Source organism: Pedobacter ginsenosidimutans (assembly GCF_001442625.1).
GTDB lineage: Bacteria > Bacteroidota > Bacteroidia > Sphingobacteriales > Sphingobacteriaceae > Pedobacter > Pedobacter ginsenosidimutans.
The window spans coordinates 41,222-60,443 of record NZ_LMZQ01000011.1 but is presented as its reverse complement, the minus strand read 5'-3'; the positions used below and the strand labels follow the sequence as shown (position 1 = coordinate 60,443).

The window sequence follows — 19,222 nt, the reverse complement described above, 5'->3', positions numbered from 1 at the left end:
ATACCTGCGAGGTTAATTTGTTTAAACATAGGGTAAAATTCTATTTCGCTGAGAATGTCCAAAAATCGATATTTACTTCTGGTTTTTCTGCTCCTTTAATGGTTAGAAAAAGATCTTGTTTTCCTTTCGCGCCATCAACTTTACAGCTCACTTCTTTCCAGGTCTGCGCATCACCAGTGTTTGGCACAGCAAGTGTTCCGATTATTTTTCCGTCAGGGCTGCCTAATCGGAGTTCAATTTTATTGTCCTTTCCAATACTCGCTATCGAAGCCGAAAATCGTTTTGCTCCTTTGCCGAAGTCTACGCCCCTAACTTTTATCCAATCTCCGTTTTTAATATGCGTAACATTTAAACCACCTTTGCTGCATGTTTCAGTTTTAACACCTTGTTGGTCATTCATCGTTTCGGCCTCCACACGCATGTAGGGATTTAATCCTTCTACCTGTGGTACTCCATCTGCAGTGTAGGTTACCTGTTCGATACTGCCATCGGCTTTGTAATTTAATACCTCAACAGCCAGATTTCTTTTAAATTCTGTGGGGATTCCTAATTTGTATGCTACGGCCCTGTTGTGGTAGGCGTGGTACCATTGTCCTTTAAATTCGAATATTCCCTGGTGGTTGTTGTTATTGTTTTTTGGTGGTTGCGCAGCAACGATTCCTCCATAGGTAAATCCGGTTGTGGGGCTTTTACTCATCATATAGTCGATGCGCATCTGCGCTTTCGGATTGGTTGAGTAGGAGAAATAATAGATCCCATTACGCTTGTGCATCCATGAAGCCTCAAAAAAGGCAGGAGCAGTAATAGAAGTTGCAGGGCCATCTACGCTGATCATATCCCGGTTAAGTTTAATTACCCGAACGTTGCTCTCGCCGTTACCACCAAAGTACATATAGGCCTGGCCGTCATCATCAATAAAGGTCATCGGATCAAATAACCACATGTTTGGTGCAGGAAGTACTCCTGGCGTTTCGGTTTCAACGAGTTTTTTTCCAATTGGATCTTTAAATGGCCCTATCGGACTGCTTGAAGTTGCTACGCCGATGCCATTGCCACCATTTCCGAAGTATAGAAAAATTTTGCCATCGCGTGCAATTACTGCCGGAGCCCAGGTTCTGCCTGCCCAGGCTACATCTCTCGGTGCTTCAAATACCACACCATGGTCTGTCCAGTTTTTCATATCGCTGCTCGAAATGCAAACGATCGATTTCATTTTGTATCCGCTATTTTTATCGTAGGAGTTCTCATCGTCGTTAGATGCATAGAGATAAACTCTTCCGTTGTAAACAAGGGTGCCGGGGTCTGCCAAATGACGGTAACCGACTATAACTTCGTCGGCGGAGCTGATTTGAGCAGTTGTAAGAAAAAAGATAAAAGCGCAAAACGCTAGGATGGATTTAAGGTTCATAAAGATAATTTGGTTAATTTCAATCAATGCTGCTAAATTATTGAGAACCCTAGTCAGCAACTACTTTATTTCGTCAATTTTACTAGCACATTTGATTAGTTTGCTTGTTTTTCTGTAACGGGATTGATTGAATTAAAAACATTTGTAACATAGATTTGAACAAAGCAATTCGTTGATCTGCTCATTTCTGAATAGCTTTGAATACCGAATATAAACGCAGTGCAAGTTGAAAAGCTGCCTAACCTGTATGAAGAATCTTAAAATATTTACATTATCGCTCTTTTTTGTGCTAAATACAGTTTACGTTGAAGCGCAAAAAGCGGCTAATCCGCTCATTTTTGCCGATGTACCCGATCTTTCGATGATCAGAGTAGGGAAAGTGTATTACATGAGCAGCACCACAATGCACATGAATCCGGGTGTGCCCATCATGAAATCAACTGATCTGGTAAACTGGAAAATTGTAAGTTACGCTTATGATACCCTCGGAAATGCTGATGAATTAACTTTATCCAACGGAAAATGGGATTATGGGCGGGGATCGTGGGCAAGTAGCCTTCGTTTTCATCAGGGCATTTATTATGTAAGCACTTTTTCTGGTACCACCGGCAAAACGTATATCTACAGTACAAAAGATATCGAAAAAGGCCCGTGGAAACTTACGTCTTTTAAACCTTCATTGCACGACCACTCCTTGTTTTTTGAGAATGGAAAACCTTACATGGTATACGGTGCCGGCAAAATTATTTTGGTGGAGTTAAAGGAGGATTTATCTGGAATAAAACCCAATACAAAACCCATAACGATTATCGAAAACGCAAGCCTTCCGGCAGGTACAGGTGCCGGATTACCAGCTGAAGGCTCCCAACTGTTTAAAATTAATGGCAAATATTATCTTTTTAACATTACCTGGCCACGAAATGGGATGCGTACGGTTGTGGTACACCGTTCCGACAAACTTATGGGTCCATATGAAGGGCGGGTAGCACTTAAAGATAAGGGTGTTGCGCAAGGCGGTTTAATCAGTACGCCAGAAGGAAAGTGGTTTTCTTATCTTTTTAGAGATTTTGGATCCGTTGGGCGTATTCCATATCTAGTTCCGGTTACCTGGGAAGACGGCTGGCCGGTGTTGGGTATTGATGGTAAAGTCCCGGAAACACTCGAACTTCCGGTTAGTAGGGGCTTAATCTCTGGCATTGTAGCGTCAGATGAATTTGCCCGCAAAAAAGGCGACCCCACGCTGCCACTTGTATGGCAATGGAACCACAATCCAGACCATGTATTTTGGTCGCTAACTAAACGCCCGGGATTTTTACGGATTACCACCTCCAGATTGGATACTAATATTCTTCTGGCCCGCAACACATTAACCCAGCGTACCATCGGGCCAGTATCAACCGCAATCACTTCAATTGATATTTCCAATATGGAAACCGGAGATCAGGCGGGATTGATGTTGCTGCAACGCAAATTTGGTTGGGTTGGCGTAAAAAACATGGGGTCAAAAAAAACGATGGTAACGGTAAGCGCCCAAAATGGTACTGTAAAGGGTGAAGATGTTCCAGCTGGACAGCAAACCGTTTATCTCAAAGCGAGATGTGATTTTGAGAACCGAACAGATAATGGTTATTTTTTTTACAGCTTTGATGGCAAAGTCTGGAAACCGATAGGAGAGCCGCTGCAAATGTCGTATACGCTTCCCCATTTTATAGGCTATCGTTTCGGACTGTTTAATTACGCAACTGAAAATGCCGGAGGATATGTTGACTTCGATTATTTTAGGATTGAAGCAAAATAAAATAGTTTCCCCGCCTAATCTTATCCAAGCGATAAATCGCAAAAAGATGTCAACCTGAGGGGATAATTTATTGGATAAAAATCAATATAAACGACAGGAAAATTTTAAATATTAATCTCTTCAGATTATCGTCATCCGATAGCTATCGGATGCGAGAAGGCTTTTTCAGCCGACGAAGCAATCTTACAACGATCGCTACCAGCGTGCGCATTAAGATTGCTTCGTCGTTCCTCCTCGCAATGACGACCTTTCTTTTGAATATATCCTTCATAGTGTAGTCGAAGGACATTTATTCACTGTATTGCGTGTTTTTTGTCCCCAGATTTCTCAATTCCCGAAACCTGGGGATAATAATAGCTATTATCAGGATTAACTTCGTCAATGTTTCAATTCCCCATAACAACTTTAAGCTTTAACTTTTTTTTGCCCAGCGGCTCATTCTTGCTTCGGCTCACCGCCGCCGAAAGGCTCTTTCTTTTTGGCATCAAAAAGAAACAAAAAATGCCGGCTGAAAATTTTTCTTTAGAGGTCATTGGTTTGGCTGGGGCAGCAGAATCCGAAAAATTTGTTAGGCCGGATTTAAGTGGAACGGGGATACGGTACTGTGGCCTAGCTGGGTGGAAATGTATAGTGTCGCAAATATCTTATTAGTAAATAATTGCAAAATAACGTCATTGATAGTGTAGTCGAAGGACATTTATTCGCTGTATTGCGTGGCTTTTTTGTCCCCAGGTTTCTCAATTTGTCAATTCCTGAAACCTGGGGATAATAATAGTTCTACCTATATTAATTTTATCAATTCCTTCAATTTCCCATAAAAATCTTAAGTTTCAACTTATACTTATTCAACCCATGGTTCAATCATTTGGATTGTTCCATCGGCATTATGCTTCAATTCGGTCACTTTCACATTTCTAAGGTGTGTTTTCCCCGAAAGCTGGGTATCGTGGTAAAAGATATACCATTTGCCTTTTATCTCTAAAATGGAATGGTGGGTAGTCCAACCTTGAACAGGCTTCATAAAAGTGCCTTCGTAAACAAATGGTCCATAAGGCTTATCGCCAATAGCGTAAGCTAAATAATGGGTATCGCCTGTTGAATACGTGAAATAATATTTTCCATTAAATTTGTGCATCCAGGCACCCTCAAAAAAACGTCTGTCGTGGTCATTAGTGAGTAATGCTTTTCCTTGTTTATCTACGAGCTGAACATCTTTTACCTCACCATCAAACGATAACATATCGCTGCTCAATTTTGCTACTTTAGCACTCAATGCGGGTTCATTTTCTTTCTGTGAATCGGTTTTAGATCCATTGGCATCATATTTTCCGTTATCCCAGCGTTGCAGCTGCCCGCCCCAAATTCCACCAAAGTACATGTAACTGGCGCCATCGGTATCTGTAAATACTGCCGGATCGATACTAAAACTTCCTTTAATGGGTTCAGGTTCAGCCTTAAATGGTCCTGCTGGATTTTTTGATGTAGCAACACCGATTCTAAATACATCAGATTTATCTTTAACCGGGAAATACAGATAATAGGTTCCGTTTTTAAAGGCAGCATCGGGTGCCCAAAGTTGCCTGCCGGCCCATGGAATGTCTTTTATGCTTAATGCCACACCGTGATCGGTAACTTTACCATTAACACTGTCCATGCTCAAAATGTGGTAATCTCTCATGTCAAAATGGTCACCATTATCATTTTCCGGAGTGCCAGCCTCGATATCATGTGAAGGATAAACATAAATTTTTCCATTAAAAACGTGTGCAGACGGATCGGCCGTATAAATTTTGGAAATTATAGGCTGTGATAAATAGCTGGATTTTTTAGCCGTGTTTGCCGTTTCCTTCTCCTTTTTTTGGTTTGCCTGCTGGCAGGAGCTGGCAATAGCCATTCCCATAATGGATGTAAAGAGGGTAATTTTTTTTAATTCGTTAATCATGTTGTTCATGGTTTTGGTTAATTTAATTTCGTATGCTTTTAATGCTTTCTGGTGGTCCTAAATAACTTGGTTTTAATTCTCCAAGATCGAGTACTAATTTTTGGAGTACCACGCCTGGATTAATCATCCAATAGTTGATGGTGTGTTTCCCTGTTTTGTTAAAGAGAAGGGGAGTTTTAAAAATTTTGATGTTGCTGGCAACTGATTGTCCCCAGGTATAATCAGAGGCGTAATCCTTGCTGATATTAACTACTATGGGGGCTTGCCCATCCAATGAAACAGCGAACTTTAGTCCATCTTTCCCCGTAAAATCTATAGTGGGCGAGATAAAGGTATTTAAGGTAAAATTGCCCGTTTTGGTTAAAAAAATGTCGTAAGCCAAATGTGGTGAGCCTTTACCAGGTTGCTGAATTGGCGAAGTTACAGGTGTTGCAATTATTCCGCCCCTGGTTTTTCCGTAATTGGGAATGGTTTTCCAAAAAATAGGTCTGCTGTTTACCGCTCTGCTATAACTTGTCGCTTCCATCGAAATGTAGCCGTTATCAGGGAGGAATAAATTAGCAGGTAAGTCGGTTGGTATAGTTTTTTCGGTTTTAATGGGGATGGCGATGCTAGATTTATCACTGCCAGAAACGAGAATTTCACTTGTTTTGGTATTTTTTGGAGCTTTATCCCAATCGATGCTGATCTGAATTTTCTGATCATCGTTAAGTGATCCCTTTTTACTGCTTAACATTACAAAATCAGGAGCTTTGATGTCGTATTTCAGTTCACCCGCACCTGTTCTAAAAATTTCGAGCGCATGTGATGTATTTGTAAGCGCTGAAAAAGTGAAGCCTTGCGCCACCTTTGTTTTTCCCGTAAAGTGGGGCTCCGAGTTCTCCAGTGAAATACCAAGGGTGGTGGTCGTATTGTTAATCAGCGTAGTTTTAGGGATAATATTGCTATCAGGCTGTTGCCAGGAAGTGTAACCAATATGCGTTTGATCCATCATATGGTCCCATTTTCCGCCAGCCATTGTTTTGTTGTAGTAAGTGCTGATTTCGGCATCCCGCTTAAATAAAGAATCAACTTTCCTGGCGAAGCTATTCGTAGAAAATCTACCCTGTTTGGCGTATAGTTTGTTTTTGGCTACAGCGAGATACATCTCATATAAATTAGCCACAGCCTCAATCGGGTGAAGAACCAATTGGTAATAGGCATCTTTTTGATTATCAATTAATTGATGGTTCGTGGCGACTGCCTTTTCTCTAAGTTTTTTAAAGTCAGCGGTAACTTGTTCAAACTCATTATAGTTGCTCAAACTATAGGTATTTGCATGAAGTAGTTCTGGTTTAATTCTACCTGCATATTTTAGGTAAGTGTCTATATGGCTGGCAATTGCTGTGGCGTGTTCATTACCAAACTGGTTGGCCGACCAATTAATTGTATAGTCCATTAATTTATCGGCAGGGATGGCGTCAGGATTCCAGGCATAATCTAAAAAGAACTGGATAGGAAACTCCATTGGTTTTAAATCGCCAACGTTTACGATCCATATCTGATTGGCATCATGTTCGTAAGCCAATCGCATTTGTTCCCAAATTTTTTGGATAGGGTTGGTGTTTACCCATTTGTAGTTTCTGGGCCCACCCACATAGTCAAAGTGATAATAAATCCCATAACCGCCTTTTCTGGGCACCTCACCTAAATTTGGCAATTTTCTAATGTTGCCCCAATTATCATCGCATAAAAGTAAAGTTACATCATCGGGAACGCGCATCCCTTTGTCGTAATAATCTTGAACTTCCTTATACAAGGCCCATAGCTGTGGCGTTTGTGCTGCAGGTTTTTTTGTTACTTTTTCAATAATTTCACGTTGATCTTTTACAATTTTTTCCAATAGGGCGGTAGCTGTGCCTGTAGACATGGGCTCGTCTCCATCGCCACGCATGCCAACAGTGATGATCTGTTCTTTATCGGCTACACGTTGCAGCCCGCTTTCCCAGAATGCCCGTAACTGTTCTGGATTTTGATCATAGTTCCATTTGCCACCTTTATATCTTTTCCACTCATCATGGGCACGTGTTAAGGGTTCGTGATGAGAAGTTCCGATCACTACGCCATACTCGTCAGCTAAAACAGGGTTGAGTTTATCGTCGTCGTTAAATGCACTTCCCCACATGGCTGGCCATAAATAATTTCCTTTTAAGCGAAGAATCAATTCGAACACCTTCTCATAAAACTTATGGTTAAACCCTCCAAATTCTTTTCTGCTCCATCCGGAAAGTGCTGGAGCTTCGTCATTTAAAAATATCCCCCGGTATTTTACCGCAGGTGAAGAAATGATATGGCGCCCTGCAATAACATAGAGCGAACTGCTTTTTTTTACCGGAACATCGGCCCAATAATACCAAGGCGAAACACCAATTTGAGCAGAAAACTCGTATATTCCATATATCGTTCCTCGTTTATCGCTTCCGGCAATTACTAAAGCAGAATCTATGCCCTTAATTGGGTTTTTTATCACCTGAATTAATGTGGCTTCCCATTTTCCGGCAATTTCAGAGACATTTAGACTATGGTTTCTGATCATTTCGTCGATGATTTTGCTGTTGCCGATAGTGCCGATGATAATAGGCATGCTGGTTATTTTATCCGTTAAAAATTCGGCTTCAAGTCCACTAACCTTTTTTATATCGTTTTGAAGATTTTGGGAGGCACGTATAGCACCTGGCCATTCGTTGGCACTTACCAAAATAGACGGAACTTTACCTTTGCTTACCACAGCAAAACTTCCAGGCAAATAAGTATTTACCGTAATTGGACCGATCCCAGCGGCTTGTGCAATAACAATGTTGAAAAGGAGTAAGACTAGCAGAAATATTTTCTTCATTATTTAAAATTTAATAACGGCCCAATAGGCTTTTTTTGGTTTTAATTGCGTGTCGAAAAGTAAGGGGTAATTTTTGCGGCCGGGTACGGGATAACCATCGAGCCAGGTACGGCGATCTGAAATGTTCCAGAATGTAACGTTGGTGATTACATTTTTATACTTTCTGAACACGCTGAATACCATTTTGTACTTAGCAACCTGCCTGGCTTCAAGTTCGGCGGTGTAGGCATCGCTTTCATCCGCACGTTTGGCGCGTTTATTTTTCTCCCATGGATAAATGGAAAGATCTAACTCGGTAAACTGTATTTTAAGGCCTAAAGATGAATAACGTTCAATTGCTGTAACGAGTTCTTTTTCAGTAGGTTCGTAGATAGACCAATGCGCCTGGAGGCCAACGCCGTCTATTGGTACGCCTTTATCTTTCAGGCTTTTGAGCAATTTATATACGCGTTCTCTTTTTTCTGGTCGTTCGGTATTATAATCATTGTAATAAAGCTTTGCATCGGGATCGGCGGCGTGCGCATATTCAAACGCTTTAATGATAAAGTCTTCACCACAGATTTGGTACCATTTCGAATTTCTTAAGTATTTTGTAGAATAGTCGTCAATGGCCTCATTTACAACATCCCAGGCATATATTTTTCCTTTATATCGCCCAACTACGGCATCAATATGTGCCTTCAATCGTTGGAGCAATACTGTTTTGTTTACTTCCTTTCCGGCTTTATCTGTAAAAAACCATGAGGGTGCCTGTTCGTGCCAGCATAAATTATGCCCACGTACTTTGATGTTATTTTGCGCGGCAAAGCTGATAATCGAGTCGGCTTCCCGCCAATTAAATTTCCCTTCTACAGGCTGCATCGACTCCATTTTCATGTCGTTTTCTGCTGTAATGCTGTTAAAATGTTTTTTAATCAACGCGCCTTCTTCTCCGCTCAGATTTCTTTTGCCAACAGCAACACCGATGGGGAAGTAATTTTTGTAAAAATCTTTTAAACCCCTGGCATCAGTTTGATTACTGGAAAGCGATTGACCCGTTTTACATCCTCCAAAGCCCAGTACGAAGAATAAAAATAGGATATAACTAGAAAATATATTTTTGGCACTCATTGTATCTTGATCAATTTTTAAAACTATGGGCTACTTGATTATTTTTTGCCGAGTAAGCTCAGCATTTTTTCTCCATATCTTTTGCCTAACATACGGTATCCTTCGGCAGAAAAATGTAGATTGTCTGGTCCATCGGGGCAGCCCGCAGAAGAAATAACATGTGCATTGGGGATGGTTTGTGGTAAAGTTGCAATAATAGCGTTCATGCTGGCACAAACTCCGCCCTGGTCGGCGTTTACCACTTCTCCGGCAAGTAACGGTGTATTTTTAGCTTCTAATTTTAGGTCTTTTAATAAGTTTTCATACACGCCCTTTACTTTTTCCGGCCATGCTTTATCGCCTGTATTTGATTCTCCCTGATGCAACAATATCCCCTTGATTATGCCACTTTGCTGTGCAATTTTAGCCATCTCTACCATACGGGCATATGGGTTTCCCTCGTATTCAGCTAACATGCCCTTCATCCAATCTGGTGCTGTTGCCGTATAAGATTGGTAATTTTCTTTATTGAACAGTTCAATTTTACATCCGCCTACGGCGACATTGATTACACCGATTTTAATATTTTTTGGCAGGTTTGCAACAAGTGTCCGACCAAAATAATCTACCGGGCCAAGTCCCGTTTTACATCGTGTTAGCGGCGGAACAGCAGTATACCAGTTGCCTTTTGTACGGTTTAAGTTATCGCAATTAACGGCTTCCAACAGGCGAAACCGTTGGTCAACTGCTGTAGTATCTTGTGCCTCAAATTTAGCGGCACCTTCCATGTTCGATTGTCCGAAACACAGAAATATATAAAAATTCGAATCCTGTGAAAATGAGGGAATGCTGATCAGCAAAAAAGCTGCGCAAGTAAAGATGGCACGTAGTTTAATCATATTTGGTTATAAGTTGGTTGTATGGATGTAGGTATTGTTACGCTTAATAGCTGATGATTTAGCAGTACATATCGTCTTTAATCATCAAATTTGTTGTTTGTTTAAAACTTTGTAACCTCGTAGTATGCTTTTTTGGGTTTTAAATCGGCATCAAATAATAATGGAAAGTTTTTTCTACCTCTGGCATCGAGCCAGCTATAACGGTCTGAGAGGTTCCAAAAGGTAACACCTGTAATGTTTTTTTTATGTTTTCTGAACACCTCAAAAACCATCTTATATTTTTCCAATTGCTGCTGTTCCATTTCTGGCGTAAAAACAGCTGCATTAACGCCTTTTTCTCCTGTAATCATCTGGCCGCCCTGTCTTCCCGAATACACGGAAACATCTAACTCGGTAAATTGGATCTGAAGGCCAAGAGATGAGAATAATTCAATAGATTTTTCAAGCTCCGAGCGGGTAGGGTTGCTGATAGACCAATGTGCCTGTAATCCAACACCATGGATGGGAACTCCTTTAGCCAACAGCTTTTTAAGCATCCGATATATCTTATCCCGTTTTATAGGATTTTCTGTATTGTAATCATTATAAAACAACAATGCTTTTGGATCTGCTGCATGTGCATCCCTAAATGCTTGTTCAATAAATTCCTCTCCGGCAATGTTATACAGCTGAGATTTTCGGAAAGTGCTGGTGTCATCTGCAATCACTTCATTCACTACATCCCAGGCATAAATTTTCCCGCGATACCGGGATACAACAGTGTTGATATGGTTTTTGATCCTGGAAAGTAATATTTCTTTAGTTACCTGGTTTCCTGTAGAATCTTTAAATAGCCATCGTGGTGTTTGTGCATGCCAGATTAAGCAGTGCCCCCTTACTTTTATCTTATTATTTAATCCAAATTGAACAATTGAATCTGCTATTTGCCAGAAAAATCTATTTTCAAAGGGATGTATTGGACCCATTTTCATTGCATTTTCTGCCGTGATGCTATTAAAATGTGCTAAGATCAGCGACTTTTCCTGATTATTGAGGTCGCTGGGCTTGACGGCAACACCTATGGGAAAATAATTTTTATAGTAATCTTTAAGCCCGTTGGCTCTTTTGTATGCACTTAAGGTTAAAATTCCTAAGAAAAGGAATAGAAGAATCACTAGTAATTTATTCGGCTTTCGGCTCATAATCTGGTTTGATGATCAGCAGGCTAAATTATTCGGATTGTGGCTATGGGAATAGTTTATTTCGTCATTTTTACTAGTACATTTGAATAATCGGGTGTTTTTTTTAGCCCCCATTATTTTGCGCTTCCCTTGTAAATGCAATTACAGTGATCTGGATTAGAACAATAAAGGGGTATATTATAAGGGTGTTTTTTATTTGTCAGATCTGGCATCTAGTCCAAATAGGGCGTTATATGAAATTTGTGGGCAGATATTTCGTTGAAAATTGATGTTCAATTGCAGGCGGTCTAAGCTGGGAGTGCTACCTTAATCCTTCGCTGGTCATTAGCACCCGCTTAATTGTTCCATCTGGATTATAATAAAGATAATCCACGCAGACCGAACGCCTGTGACTGCCTCCACCGTTTAATGCGCCGTTATGATAAAAGAAGTAGTTTTTTCCTTTGAATTCGACAATGGCAGGACGGTTTGTTTCACAGTTTCCAGCCAGTTCGTTCAATATCCCTTTAAATATCCATGGTCCATGTATGCTCCGGCTCATGGCGTAGGCGACCTTTTCTGGATTGCCATAACCGTAAGTCAGATAATACCAGTTGTTGTGTTTAAAAACATGAGCACCTTCAGAGAAATCAGGTAGTTCAATCGTATTGATTTTGCCCTGCAGACTGAACATGTCATTACTTAGTTGAGCGAAATAGCACTGTTGGTTACCCCAGAAGATATAAGCCTGCCCGTCTGTGTCAATGATTACAGAAGGATCAAGGTTTGCCATAGGATTTTTGTCGAAAGGGATATCATTCCCTGTGATCAGGGCCGATCCGATTGCATCACGGAAAGGACCTGTAGGTGTTTCTGATATTCCAAGTGCAATTGCTTTGCCCGGTATATCGCTATGGGAGACTGCAGCAAACCAATAAAAGTGCTGTTTGTTAAAAATCACACAGGATGCAAATGCATCTCCGCTTGCCCAGCTAAAATCCTTTGCCTGTAATGGTATCGGATGTTCTTCCCAATGGATCAGGTCGGCAGAAGAAAAGCAGAGCCAGTTGCGCATGATGTAGTTTTGTGACTCTGCTGGTGCTTCATCGTGGCCAGTATATAAATATACTTTCTGATCGTATACCAAAACAGTTGGATCAGAAGTGAATTTGTGGCTGAATATGGGATTTCCTGTGTTGATCATATCATTTGCATAAATTACACTTACATGCCCGTTATTGTTGGATGTGATCTGATAGATTTCTTTTATAAAAAAGAGGCTGTATAATAAATATAGAATTGTCGTCCTGTCCAAAGGACTCCTGTGGAGAGCCTAGAGCCTGTCGAAGATCCACTTAAATACCCTTTAAGGTGTTTCGACAGGCTCAACATGACAGCCTTTATGATATCGCCTCTTTTTTATTCTGCAACGGCCTCTTCATTAACCGCATTGACAGCAATCTCGGTGAGTGCGACATCAGTTGCCTTTTCGTTGTCAAGGGTCTGAGAAAGCAGTTCGGCCACGTCGCTGTGACCGATATTTTCGGCAAACACCCTAAGCGTACCATAGGTTGCAATTTCATAATGTTCCACTTTTTGAGCCGCCAGGATAAGTCCTGCATCTCTTATCATCGTACCTTTATCGGTATCAGCGATAATTCCATCGGCTTCTTCCAGTAAACCTGCCATTGCATCACACTTTTTAGCTACCGGTTTTTCACCTAAAAGCCCAAAAACTTCTTCCAGTGTACTCACATGTTGTTGAGTTTCCGTGGTGTGCTTTTCAAAAGCTGCTGCAAGCTCAGGGCTAGTGGCTGCTTTCTGCATTTTTGGAAGCGCTTTAGCAAGATGTTTTTCTGCCCAATAAATATCCTTTAATTCATCAATGAAAAAATCATGGAATTCAGAATTTTCTATTTTTCCTGTTTTTGATGTAGATTTTGAGGCTTTATTGCCCGCTGTTTTTGTTGCCATAATTATAATTTTAATAGGTTTTTGATATCTATAGAACAGGCTGAAATTTCAAAAGGTTTTATGTTTTTCGTTTTAAGTTTTTGTCAATGTTTTATGAATTTTTCTTTTTAGTCTGTACAACTATTCAGTGCAAAACCACAGGTGTTATGCATTCTTCACGATCAACCCATTAATTTTGTAAAACCATCTCTGTTTTTACTTTGTTTATGGTAAAAAACGGATTAAGCAAGCCGAACAATTTTATACTGGTTTATCTACAGTTAATTAATTAGTATGTAAAAAGAGTTAAAATCATGAAATGTCACCAGTTTTGTCTATTTCTTATCCTTGCGCTGTTTTTACTTAGCTGTAAGCACGATCAGACCGAATTTGCCATGCAAGATCGCGAATTTACCGACTCCGTGTATCCTGAAATGCGGTATCAGCAGCAGTTGAATCTTGAACTGCAAAAGATGGCTGATGCTCCAGAAATTAAAGATTTAGGCTTCAGGAGAGAGAATGAAAATCAAGCTTATATTCAGCAGTTAGCAGCAAATACAAATACACAGAATCAATTTTCACAAACTTCGCTCAAAGAAGAACACGTACAAAAGCTAACGCTACTGCGTCAACATAATCCCGTTCAATTTGAACAGTTACATTCACTTCTCATAGATTCAGACCAAAAAATGATTAGCTTTCATGTAAAAGCTACTGGTTCTACAGGATTGCTCAACCCTGATTTGAGGGCATGGGCTGAAGCAAAAATTGCGCATTGGACGGCAAACCTACATGAAATACAACGCTTAAAAAAATAACTAAAGCTGATATTGCCGCCCCAGTTTTATCGTTCTGGTGTTCGCCGTATAATTACATGAAGTTTTAATCCAACTTGGCTGATTTAAGTTTAATTAGCCACTTTATATATCTTTTCCAGCACTTTTTAAATTTAATAGATCGACAATCTTTTTTAATAATACAAAAATGTCAAAAGGTTTTACCACAAATTCTTCAGCGTTACATCCGCTGGTCATTTGTTGTATATCGGCATGGGCACTCATCATAATTACTGGTATATCAGTAGTTTGAGGGTCAGCCTTAAGCAGTTTGCATACCGCCATGCCATTGCCATCGGGCAGCATTACATCCAGTAAATACAGGTCTGGATTGATATGTTTTCTGCTAAGAAACTCATTAACGGTAGTATAACTTGCTACCTGGTAGCCTTCTTCTAAAAGCAGGAACTGTAATATATCCCTTATCCCTGCATCATCCTCAAGTATACAGATCAGTTTACCCATAAAGAAATAGTTTGCACACTAAAATTTTGTTTATTAAATAGCAATTGCGTTTTCACGTTATTCGGTACCAACATTTTTTTGATCTATACTGCTGCCTTCTTCATACCTGTCTTTCCCCTTCTCATCTTCGTGTACAATAAGCGAATGAGGGGTGGCAGCGGAAGGGTTCGCACCTGTGCCAGAAGTTTTAGGCAAACTTAAAAGATCGTTGTTATTGGCTAACGGCGTGTTTTTTATTTCAGTATTACCCAAAGCCATTTGATTCAGCTGTTCCTGGTTTTTCCTTTCATTGCCTTTCTCAAGGTCTTTTCTGTCGTTTTTGGTATTTGCCATAATGCGGTTTACTTTGTTAAAATAAACAGAACCATCAGATTAAAAGTTTTAAGCAAAGCGAAAATTAACCAACATAAGCTTGGGTATTTAGCTTAACTTTTTATTTGCTAAATTATTTTTGATACGCTGGCCCGATCATTTTTTTATTTCGAGCGCATTAAAAGCAGCATAGCCCCGCAAATTGTTAAAACTATTTATTGTTTTTGCAGGTTTCCTACATGGGAGCGTATCTATCCTTAAAACTACATGGAAAAACTCATTGAACAGCTTTCCCTCAACCAGTAATGCATTAACCGCAGAAAGAATTAAATGTTAACAGCCCAAAAAGAGGCGCAAGCTAAAAAAACTATGGACAAGAAAGCACCAAAAAGAAAAAATAAACCTGCCCAGCCAGAAAATGATAAGACGGCCAAACTGGAATCTTTTGTAGCAGATTCGACAGGCGAATTTTTAACAACCAACCATGGGGTCAGGATTAACGATGATCAGAATTCGCTCAAAGCCGGGGAAAGAGGAGCAACACTTTTAGAGGATTTTATCCTCCGGGAGAAAATTACACATTTCGATCATGAACGCATACCCGAACGGGTAGTTCATGCCAGGGGTTCTGCTGCACATGGTGTTTTTAAGGTATACGAAGACATGTCTAAGTTAACCAGGGCTGCATTTTTATGCGATCCGGGAGCAGAAACTCCGGTGTTTGTTAGGTTTTCAACCGTGGCAGGTTCCAGGGGATCGACAGATCTGGCGCGTGATGTAAGGGGTTTTGCCGTAAAATTTTATACGCAGGAAGGGAATTTTGACCTTGTAGGCAATAACATGCCAGTATTTTTTATTCAGGATACGGTTAAATTTCCAGACCTTGTTCATGCAGTAAAACCAGAGCCTGATAATGAAATGCCACAGGCCGCTTCGGCTCACGATACTTTTTGGGATTTTATTTCTCAGATGCCGGAGTCGTCGCATATGATTATGTGGCTGATGAGCGATCGCGCCATACCAAGGAGCTACCGCATGATGGAGGGCTTTGGCGTACATACCTTCAGGTTTGTGAATGCTAATGGTGAAGCCAGCTTTGTAAAATTCCATTGGAAGCCCCTTTTGGGAGTACATTCGGTGGCCTGGGATGAGGCGCAGAATATTTCGGGCAAAGACCCCGATTTTCATAGAAGAGATCTTTGGGATGCCATTGAGGCCGGTGCCTTTCCCGAATGGGAACTCGGTGTGCAGATCGTTCCTGAAGCTGATGAGTTTAAGTTTGAATTTGATCTTTTGGATCCTACTAAACTGATCCCTGAAGAACTTGTTCCTGTGCAGCGTATTGGTAAAATGACACTGAACAGAAACCCCGATAACTTTTTCGCAGAAACGGAGCAAGTCGCTTTCCATGTTGGCCATGTTGTACCAGGTATCGATTTTACTAACGACCCGTTATTGCAGGGCAGATTGTTTTCTTATACCGATACCCAGCTAATCCGACTGGGAGGACCAAATTTTCATGAAATCCCGATTAACAGACCTGTAATTCCCGTTCATAATAACCAACGCGATGGCCATATGCGCCAAACGATCAACAGGGGTAAAACCAGTTATGGTCCGAACGGTATCGCTGCAAACGACCCAAGGCAGGTACCGGCTGCACAGGGTGGCTTTGTAAGTCATAACGAAGCAATTGATGCCAGAAAGATCCGCGCAAGGAGCAGAAGTTTTTTTGATCATTTTTCGCAGGCCCGCTTATTCCTCAATTCACAGAGTAATGCCGAAAAGAACCACATTATTGATGCCTTTAGCTTTGAACTCGGCAAAGTAAAGGCCATTCCTGTTAGGGAACGTATGCTGGCTGTATTAATCCAGATAGATAAGGACTTGGCTGGGGCCGTTGCGCAGGCACTTGGCCTGAAGATTCCAAAAATCCCTTTGGCAGATCTTAACAATAGCCTGCCAGCTGATGGCAAAAGGAAGGATTATGCTTCTGTAAATCCTAAAGGAAGCCTTGTAAAGTCTATAGCGCTAAGTATGGCTACAACGATCAAAGATACCGTCAAATCAAGGAAAATTGCAATACTTGCTGCAGATGGAGTAAATGAACAGACACTTAGCAAAGTTAAAGATTTCCTTGTTGCACAGGGAGCGGTAGTGCATATTATAGCGCCAAGGCTGGGTGAAATTATTTCAGCAGGTGGTAAAAATATTGTAGTGGATGAAAGTCTTCTAACAGCAGCATCCGTTCTTTACGATGCGGTATATGTACCTGGGGGAACTAATTCAGTTAATGCACTTAGTGGAGAAGCCAATGCCATTCATTTCTTAAATGAGGCGTTTAAGCATTGTAAGGCAATTGCTGCCGACAAACAGGCGCTCCAGGTATTGGAATCTACTTATTTCGCTAAAAAGCTACCAGCAGAATATGCCAATGGTACTGCACTACGCGAAGGAATTTTGATTACTGAAGATATTAAGGCCCTAACAAAGACTTTTGTAGAAATGATTGCCTTACACCGCTTTTGGGACCGTGAAATTCAAAGAAAAATACCTGCATAGTTTAAGGTACAAACCAGGTGAAGGCTGCTGGCCTTCACCAAATTTATTGGCTATGGAAAATAAAAACAATTTAGAAACCGTACCTGCCCAATATATCGGTAGCGAGATGGATGTAATAGAACATAGGAACTGTAGCACCCCTGCAGAAGCGATAAAGGTTTTTGAACGGGCTTGTACCAGATTATTATCCGTGAACGAATGGGGACATTATCCAGGTATATCCGCTTTCCAACTAATCGATCCTCAAGGGATCCGTGCAGAAAGGCAGGCGCGGTTAAATGATTATATCAGGATCGATATTCCCGGTCCTGGAACACAGGCAGGAATGGGCTATGACTGGGTTCAAATCGAGGAGATCACAACTGAAACCGATGGTAAGAAGCAGGTATTGTCCATGAGGGTGAGGCCCTGTGCACATCCTCTATCACAAAAAAAGGAAACTGCCCACTTTTTAAAAAGTGAGGCTACATCAAGCTTTATCATTACACAGACAGGACTACATGTTAGTGCGGAAGAACATGCTAGAAATGAAGTCCCAAATACTGATAACGGCAGCCTTTATGATAAGGGAAGGAATTTTATGGTGGGTATGGCGGCCAAACTGGGCTTTTCATATCCGCAATGGAAAGGGCTGGTTAAGGCGCTTTTGCAAGATTAACATTTTTGCTGTATAATTCAAGCAGTTCTGCTCCTGCTTCGTTCCCCTGTAAAATGGCCAGATCCAATGCATGCTGTCCCCTAATGTCCTGGAGCCCGGTTTTTGCGCCATGCTCTAAAAGTAGTTTTAATACCTCATTGCGGCCAAACATTGCAGCAAACATCAATGCGGTTCCACCGTTTCCATGCTGAAGATTAATATCTGCCCCACTTTCGATCAATAGTTTTGCAATATCGGTATAGCCTTTAAATGCTGCGCCCATTAAAGCTGTGTTGCCTCCCAGATCTCCAAGATTCAAATCTGCTCCCGACGCAATCAGGTATGCTGCGGCTTCCAGCTGGTTGTTATAGCAGGCAATAATCAGAGCAGTATAACCTTTATCGTCCTGAAAATTTATATTCGCCTCTCTGAGCATTAGTTCTTTTAAAACCTCGGTATCGCCTTTTCTTGCGGCAGGTATAATGAGTTGTTCTATGTTTTCCATTTTTATATAACATTCGCATTCTTAAAAAGTTTAAAGTAAAGAGCTGTTCATTTTCTAGTGAAAACTCACTAATCCTTCAACCTTTTTTTAAAAATTTTTCTGTCAAAAGAGTAAGTTGATATATCTTTGTATCAATTTTCGTGTTTCCTAAGGGAATTCAGCAAACGGGATATAGCGTAGCCAGGTATCGCGCCAGCATGGGGTGCTGGAGGTCGGAAGTTCGAATCTTCCTATCCCGACCAGTTATTGAGCAGGTAGCCATATTTGGTGCCAGTTTTGATAATCTTTTGAAACTATAGTTATATATTATCTGTTTTACAATAAAACAGATACATGAAAAATTACATAGGCCCAAAAGAGAAGACTAAGAAGATGAAAATGGCAATGAACAGTCACTAATAATCCCCAACGAAGAAAAAGAAGCCGATGATAATGAGGTTCAACGGGGGCTTACCGGTGAAACTGATGACGAAGACGATGTTGGGGGAGATCTTGCCGGGAATGCGGGCGGAAATGCCTGGTACCTTAAAAGCGGGCAGCAGTATGGCATGCCCGCTTTTATATGTTCTGCCGGATAGATGCGTAATGATCTGTGATGTCGGATGAACGGACGGGATGATGTTTCTCTTTTTTTGTTGGCCTGCAACAGATGCGTTGCCATTACTCAATGTACATACGGCAATTTCCGGCGCTTACTGCAAACATTTTTTAATATTCCCTGTTTGTTTGGAAAGAACTGATTAATATTTATTATTATCTAATAGATTTAAGCGTTAAAAAA

17 protein-coding genes and 1 tRNA gene are annotated in these 19,222 nt (G+C 40.8%); 5 read left to right on the top strand and 13 right to left on the bottom strand.

Annotated features, from left to right (window positions below; translation table 11 throughout):
• Positions 1-40 precede the first annotated feature (40 nt).
• Entirely contained in the window at positions 41-1,408 is a 1,368-nt protein-coding gene (locus ASU31_RS15375; protein WP_057933170.1) for a glycoside hydrolase family 43 protein, read from the bottom strand.
• Positions 1,409-1,655: 247 nt separating this feature from the next.
• Here ASU31_RS15375 and ASU31_RS15370 point away from each other — a divergent pair, with 247 nt between their 5' ends.
• Positions 1,656-3,206, top strand: a complete 1,551-nt coding sequence (locus ASU31_RS15370; RefSeq protein ID WP_057933169.1) for a glycoside hydrolase family 43 protein — start codon at positions 1,656-1,658, stop codon at positions 3,204-3,206.
• Positions 3,207-3,592: 386 nt separating this feature from the next.
• On the opposite strand, the gene ASU31_RS27535 is transcribed toward ASU31_RS15370, so the two are convergent.
• From ASU31_RS27535 to ASU31_RS15335, 8 genes are all read right to left on the bottom strand, one after another.
• Positions 3,593-3,739 carry a hypothetical protein gene (locus ASU31_RS27535; RefSeq protein ID WP_157258033.1) on the bottom strand — a complete coding sequence of 49 codons (147 nt, stop codon included), beginning with the start codon at positions 3,737-3,739 and terminating at the stop codon, positions 3,593-3,595.
• Between the two features lie 308 nt (positions 3,740-4,047).
• Positions 4,048-5,148 (bottom strand): glycoside hydrolase family 43 protein, encoded by a 1,101-nt coding sequence (locus ASU31_RS15365; protein ID WP_083505384.1) that lies wholly within the window; start codon positions 5,146-5,148, stop codon positions 4,048-4,050.
• A gap of 22 nt (positions 5,149-5,170) precedes the next feature.
• On the bottom strand, positions 5,171-8,023 hold the full coding sequence (locus ASU31_RS15360; protein WP_057933168.1) for a glycosyl hydrolase 115 family protein: 2,853 nt from the start codon (positions 8,021-8,023) through the stop codon (positions 5,171-5,173).
• 3 nt (positions 8,024-8,026) lie between these two features.
• Complete coding sequence (locus tag ASU31_RS15355; protein ID WP_083505383.1) at positions 8,027-9,133, bottom strand: endo-1,4-beta-xylanase; 1,107 nt, start codon at positions 9,131-9,133, stop codon at positions 8,027-8,029.
• 38 nt (positions 9,134-9,171) lie between these two features.
• On the bottom strand, positions 9,172-10,011 hold the full coding sequence (locus ASU31_RS15350) for a sialate O-acetylesterase (protein ID WP_057933167.1): 840 nt from the start codon (positions 10,009-10,011) through the stop codon (positions 9,172-9,174).
• A gap of 101 nt (positions 10,012-10,112) precedes the next feature.
• Positions 10,113-11,192, bottom strand: coding sequence for an endo-1,4-beta-xylanase (locus tag ASU31_RS15345; RefSeq protein ID WP_057933166.1), 1,080 nt, complete (start codon positions 11,190-11,192; stop codon positions 10,113-10,115).
• Positions 11,193-11,493: 301 nt separating this feature from the next.
• Entirely contained in the window at positions 11,494-12,375 is an 882-nt protein-coding gene (locus ASU31_RS15340) for a glycoside hydrolase family 43 protein (protein ID WP_057933165.1), read from the bottom strand.
• Positions 12,376-12,590: 215 nt separating this feature from the next.
• Complete coding sequence (locus ASU31_RS15335; protein WP_057933164.1) at positions 12,591-13,145, bottom strand: YciE/YciF ferroxidase family protein; 555 nt, start codon at positions 13,143-13,145, stop codon at positions 12,591-12,593.
• Positions 13,146-13,438: 293 nt separating this feature from the next.
• Here ASU31_RS15335 and ASU31_RS15330 point away from each other — a divergent pair, with 293 nt between their 5' ends.
• Entirely contained in the window at positions 13,439-13,942 is a 504-nt protein-coding gene (locus ASU31_RS15330; RefSeq protein WP_167346193.1) for a hypothetical protein, read from the top strand.
• A gap of 102 nt (positions 13,943-14,044) precedes the next feature.
• Here ASU31_RS15330 and ASU31_RS15325 read toward each other — a convergent pair whose 3' ends face one another.
• Positions 14,045-14,425 carry a response regulator transcription factor gene (locus ASU31_RS15325; protein ID WP_057933162.1) on the bottom strand — a complete coding sequence of 127 codons (381 nt, stop codon included), beginning with the start codon at positions 14,423-14,425 and terminating at the stop codon, positions 14,045-14,047.
• Positions 14,426-14,482: 57 nt separating this feature from the next.
• A complete protein-coding gene (locus ASU31_RS15320) occupies positions 14,483-14,758 on the bottom strand; it encodes a hypothetical protein (protein WP_057933161.1) in 276 nt (91 codons plus the stop codon).
• Between the two features lie 348 nt (positions 14,759-15,106).
• On the opposite strand from ASU31_RS15320, the gene ASU31_RS15315 reads away from it, so the two are divergent.
• Positions 15,107-17,299 carry a catalase gene (locus ASU31_RS15315; protein ID WP_057933191.1) on the top strand — a complete coding sequence of 731 codons (2,193 nt, stop codon included), beginning with the start codon at positions 15,107-15,109 and terminating at the stop codon, positions 17,297-17,299.
• Positions 17,271-17,957: a hypothetical protein gene (locus ASU31_RS15310; protein WP_245224548.1), complete on the top strand. Its 687-nt coding sequence runs from the start codon at positions 17,271-17,273 to the stop codon at positions 17,955-17,957. Before ASU31_RS15315 ends, ASU31_RS15310 begins: the two co-directional genes overlap by 29 nt.
• Here the strand turns inward: ASU31_RS15310 and ASU31_RS15305 are convergent.
• Positions 17,935-18,441 (bottom strand): ankyrin repeat domain-containing protein, encoded by a 507-nt coding sequence (locus ASU31_RS15305; protein ID WP_057933160.1) that lies wholly within the window; start codon positions 18,439-18,441, stop codon positions 17,935-17,937. The two genes, ASU31_RS15310 and ASU31_RS15305, sit on opposite strands and share 23 nt — an antisense overlap.
• 165 nt (positions 18,442-18,606) lie before the next feature.
• Here ASU31_RS15305 and ASU31_RS15300 point away from each other — a divergent pair.
• Positions 18,607-18,683 (top strand) — tRNA-Pro (locus ASU31_RS15300).
• A gap of 153 nt (positions 18,684-18,836) precedes the next feature.
• On the opposite strand, the gene ASU31_RS27530 is transcribed toward ASU31_RS15300, so the two are convergent.
• Complete coding sequence (locus ASU31_RS27530; protein WP_157258032.1) at positions 18,837-19,109, bottom strand: hypothetical protein; 273 nt, start codon at positions 19,107-19,109, stop codon at positions 18,837-18,839.
• Positions 19,110-19,222 lie beyond the last annotated feature (113 nt).

Bases quoted from the DNA above. Each gene is read 5' to 3' on its own strand.
- ASU31_RS15375 (WP_057933170.1), bottom strand. From the start codon at position 1,408: ATGAACCTTAAATCCATCCTAGCGTTTTGCGCTTTTATCTTTTTTCTT.
- ASU31_RS15370 (WP_057933169.1), top strand. From the start codon at position 1,656: ATGAAGAATCTTAAAATATTTACATTATCGCTCTTTTTTGTGCTAAAT.
- ASU31_RS27535 (WP_157258033.1), bottom strand. From the start codon at position 3,739: ATGACCTCTAAAGAAAAATTTTCAGCCGGCATTTTTTGTTTCTTTTTG.
- ASU31_RS15365 (WP_083505384.1), bottom strand. From the start codon at position 5,148: ATGATTAACGAATTAAAAAAAATTACCCTCTTTACATCCATTATGGGA.
- ASU31_RS15360 (WP_057933168.1), bottom strand. From the start codon at position 8,023: ATGAAGAAAATATTTCTGCTAGTCTTACTCCTTTTCAACATTGTTATT.
- ASU31_RS15355 (WP_083505383.1), bottom strand. From the start codon at position 9,133: ATGAGTGCCAAAAATATATTTTCTAGTTATATCCTATTTTTATTCTTC.
- ASU31_RS15350 (WP_057933167.1), bottom strand. From the start codon at position 10,011: ATGATTAAACTACGTGCCATCTTTACTTGCGCAGCTTTTTTGCTGATC.
- ASU31_RS15345 (WP_057933166.1), bottom strand. From the start codon at position 11,192: ATGAGCCGAAAGCCGAATAAATTACTAGTGATTCTTCTATTCCTTTTC.
- ASU31_RS15340 (WP_057933165.1), bottom strand. From the start codon at position 12,375: ATGATCAACACAGGAAATCCCATATTCAGCCACAAATTCACTTCTGAT.
- ASU31_RS15335 (WP_057933164.1), bottom strand. From the start codon at position 13,145: ATGGCAACAAAAACAGCGGGCAATAAAGCCTCAAAATCTACATCAAAA.
- ASU31_RS15330 (WP_167346193.1), top strand. From the start codon at position 13,439: ATGAAATGTCACCAGTTTTGTCTATTTCTTATCCTTGCGCTGTTTTTA.
- ASU31_RS15325 (WP_057933162.1), bottom strand. From the start codon at position 14,425: ATGGGTAAACTGATCTGTATACTTGAGGATGATGCAGGGATAAGGGAT.
- ASU31_RS15320 (WP_057933161.1), bottom strand. From the start codon at position 14,758: ATGGCAAATACCAAAAACGACAGAAAAGACCTTGAGAAAGGCAATGAA.
- ASU31_RS15315 (WP_057933191.1), top strand. From the start codon at position 15,107: ATGGACAAGAAAGCACCAAAAAGAAAAAATAAACCTGCCCAGCCAGAA.
- ASU31_RS15305 (WP_057933160.1), bottom strand. From the start codon at position 18,441: ATGGAAAACATAGAACAACTCATTATACCTGCCGCAAGAAAAGGCGAT.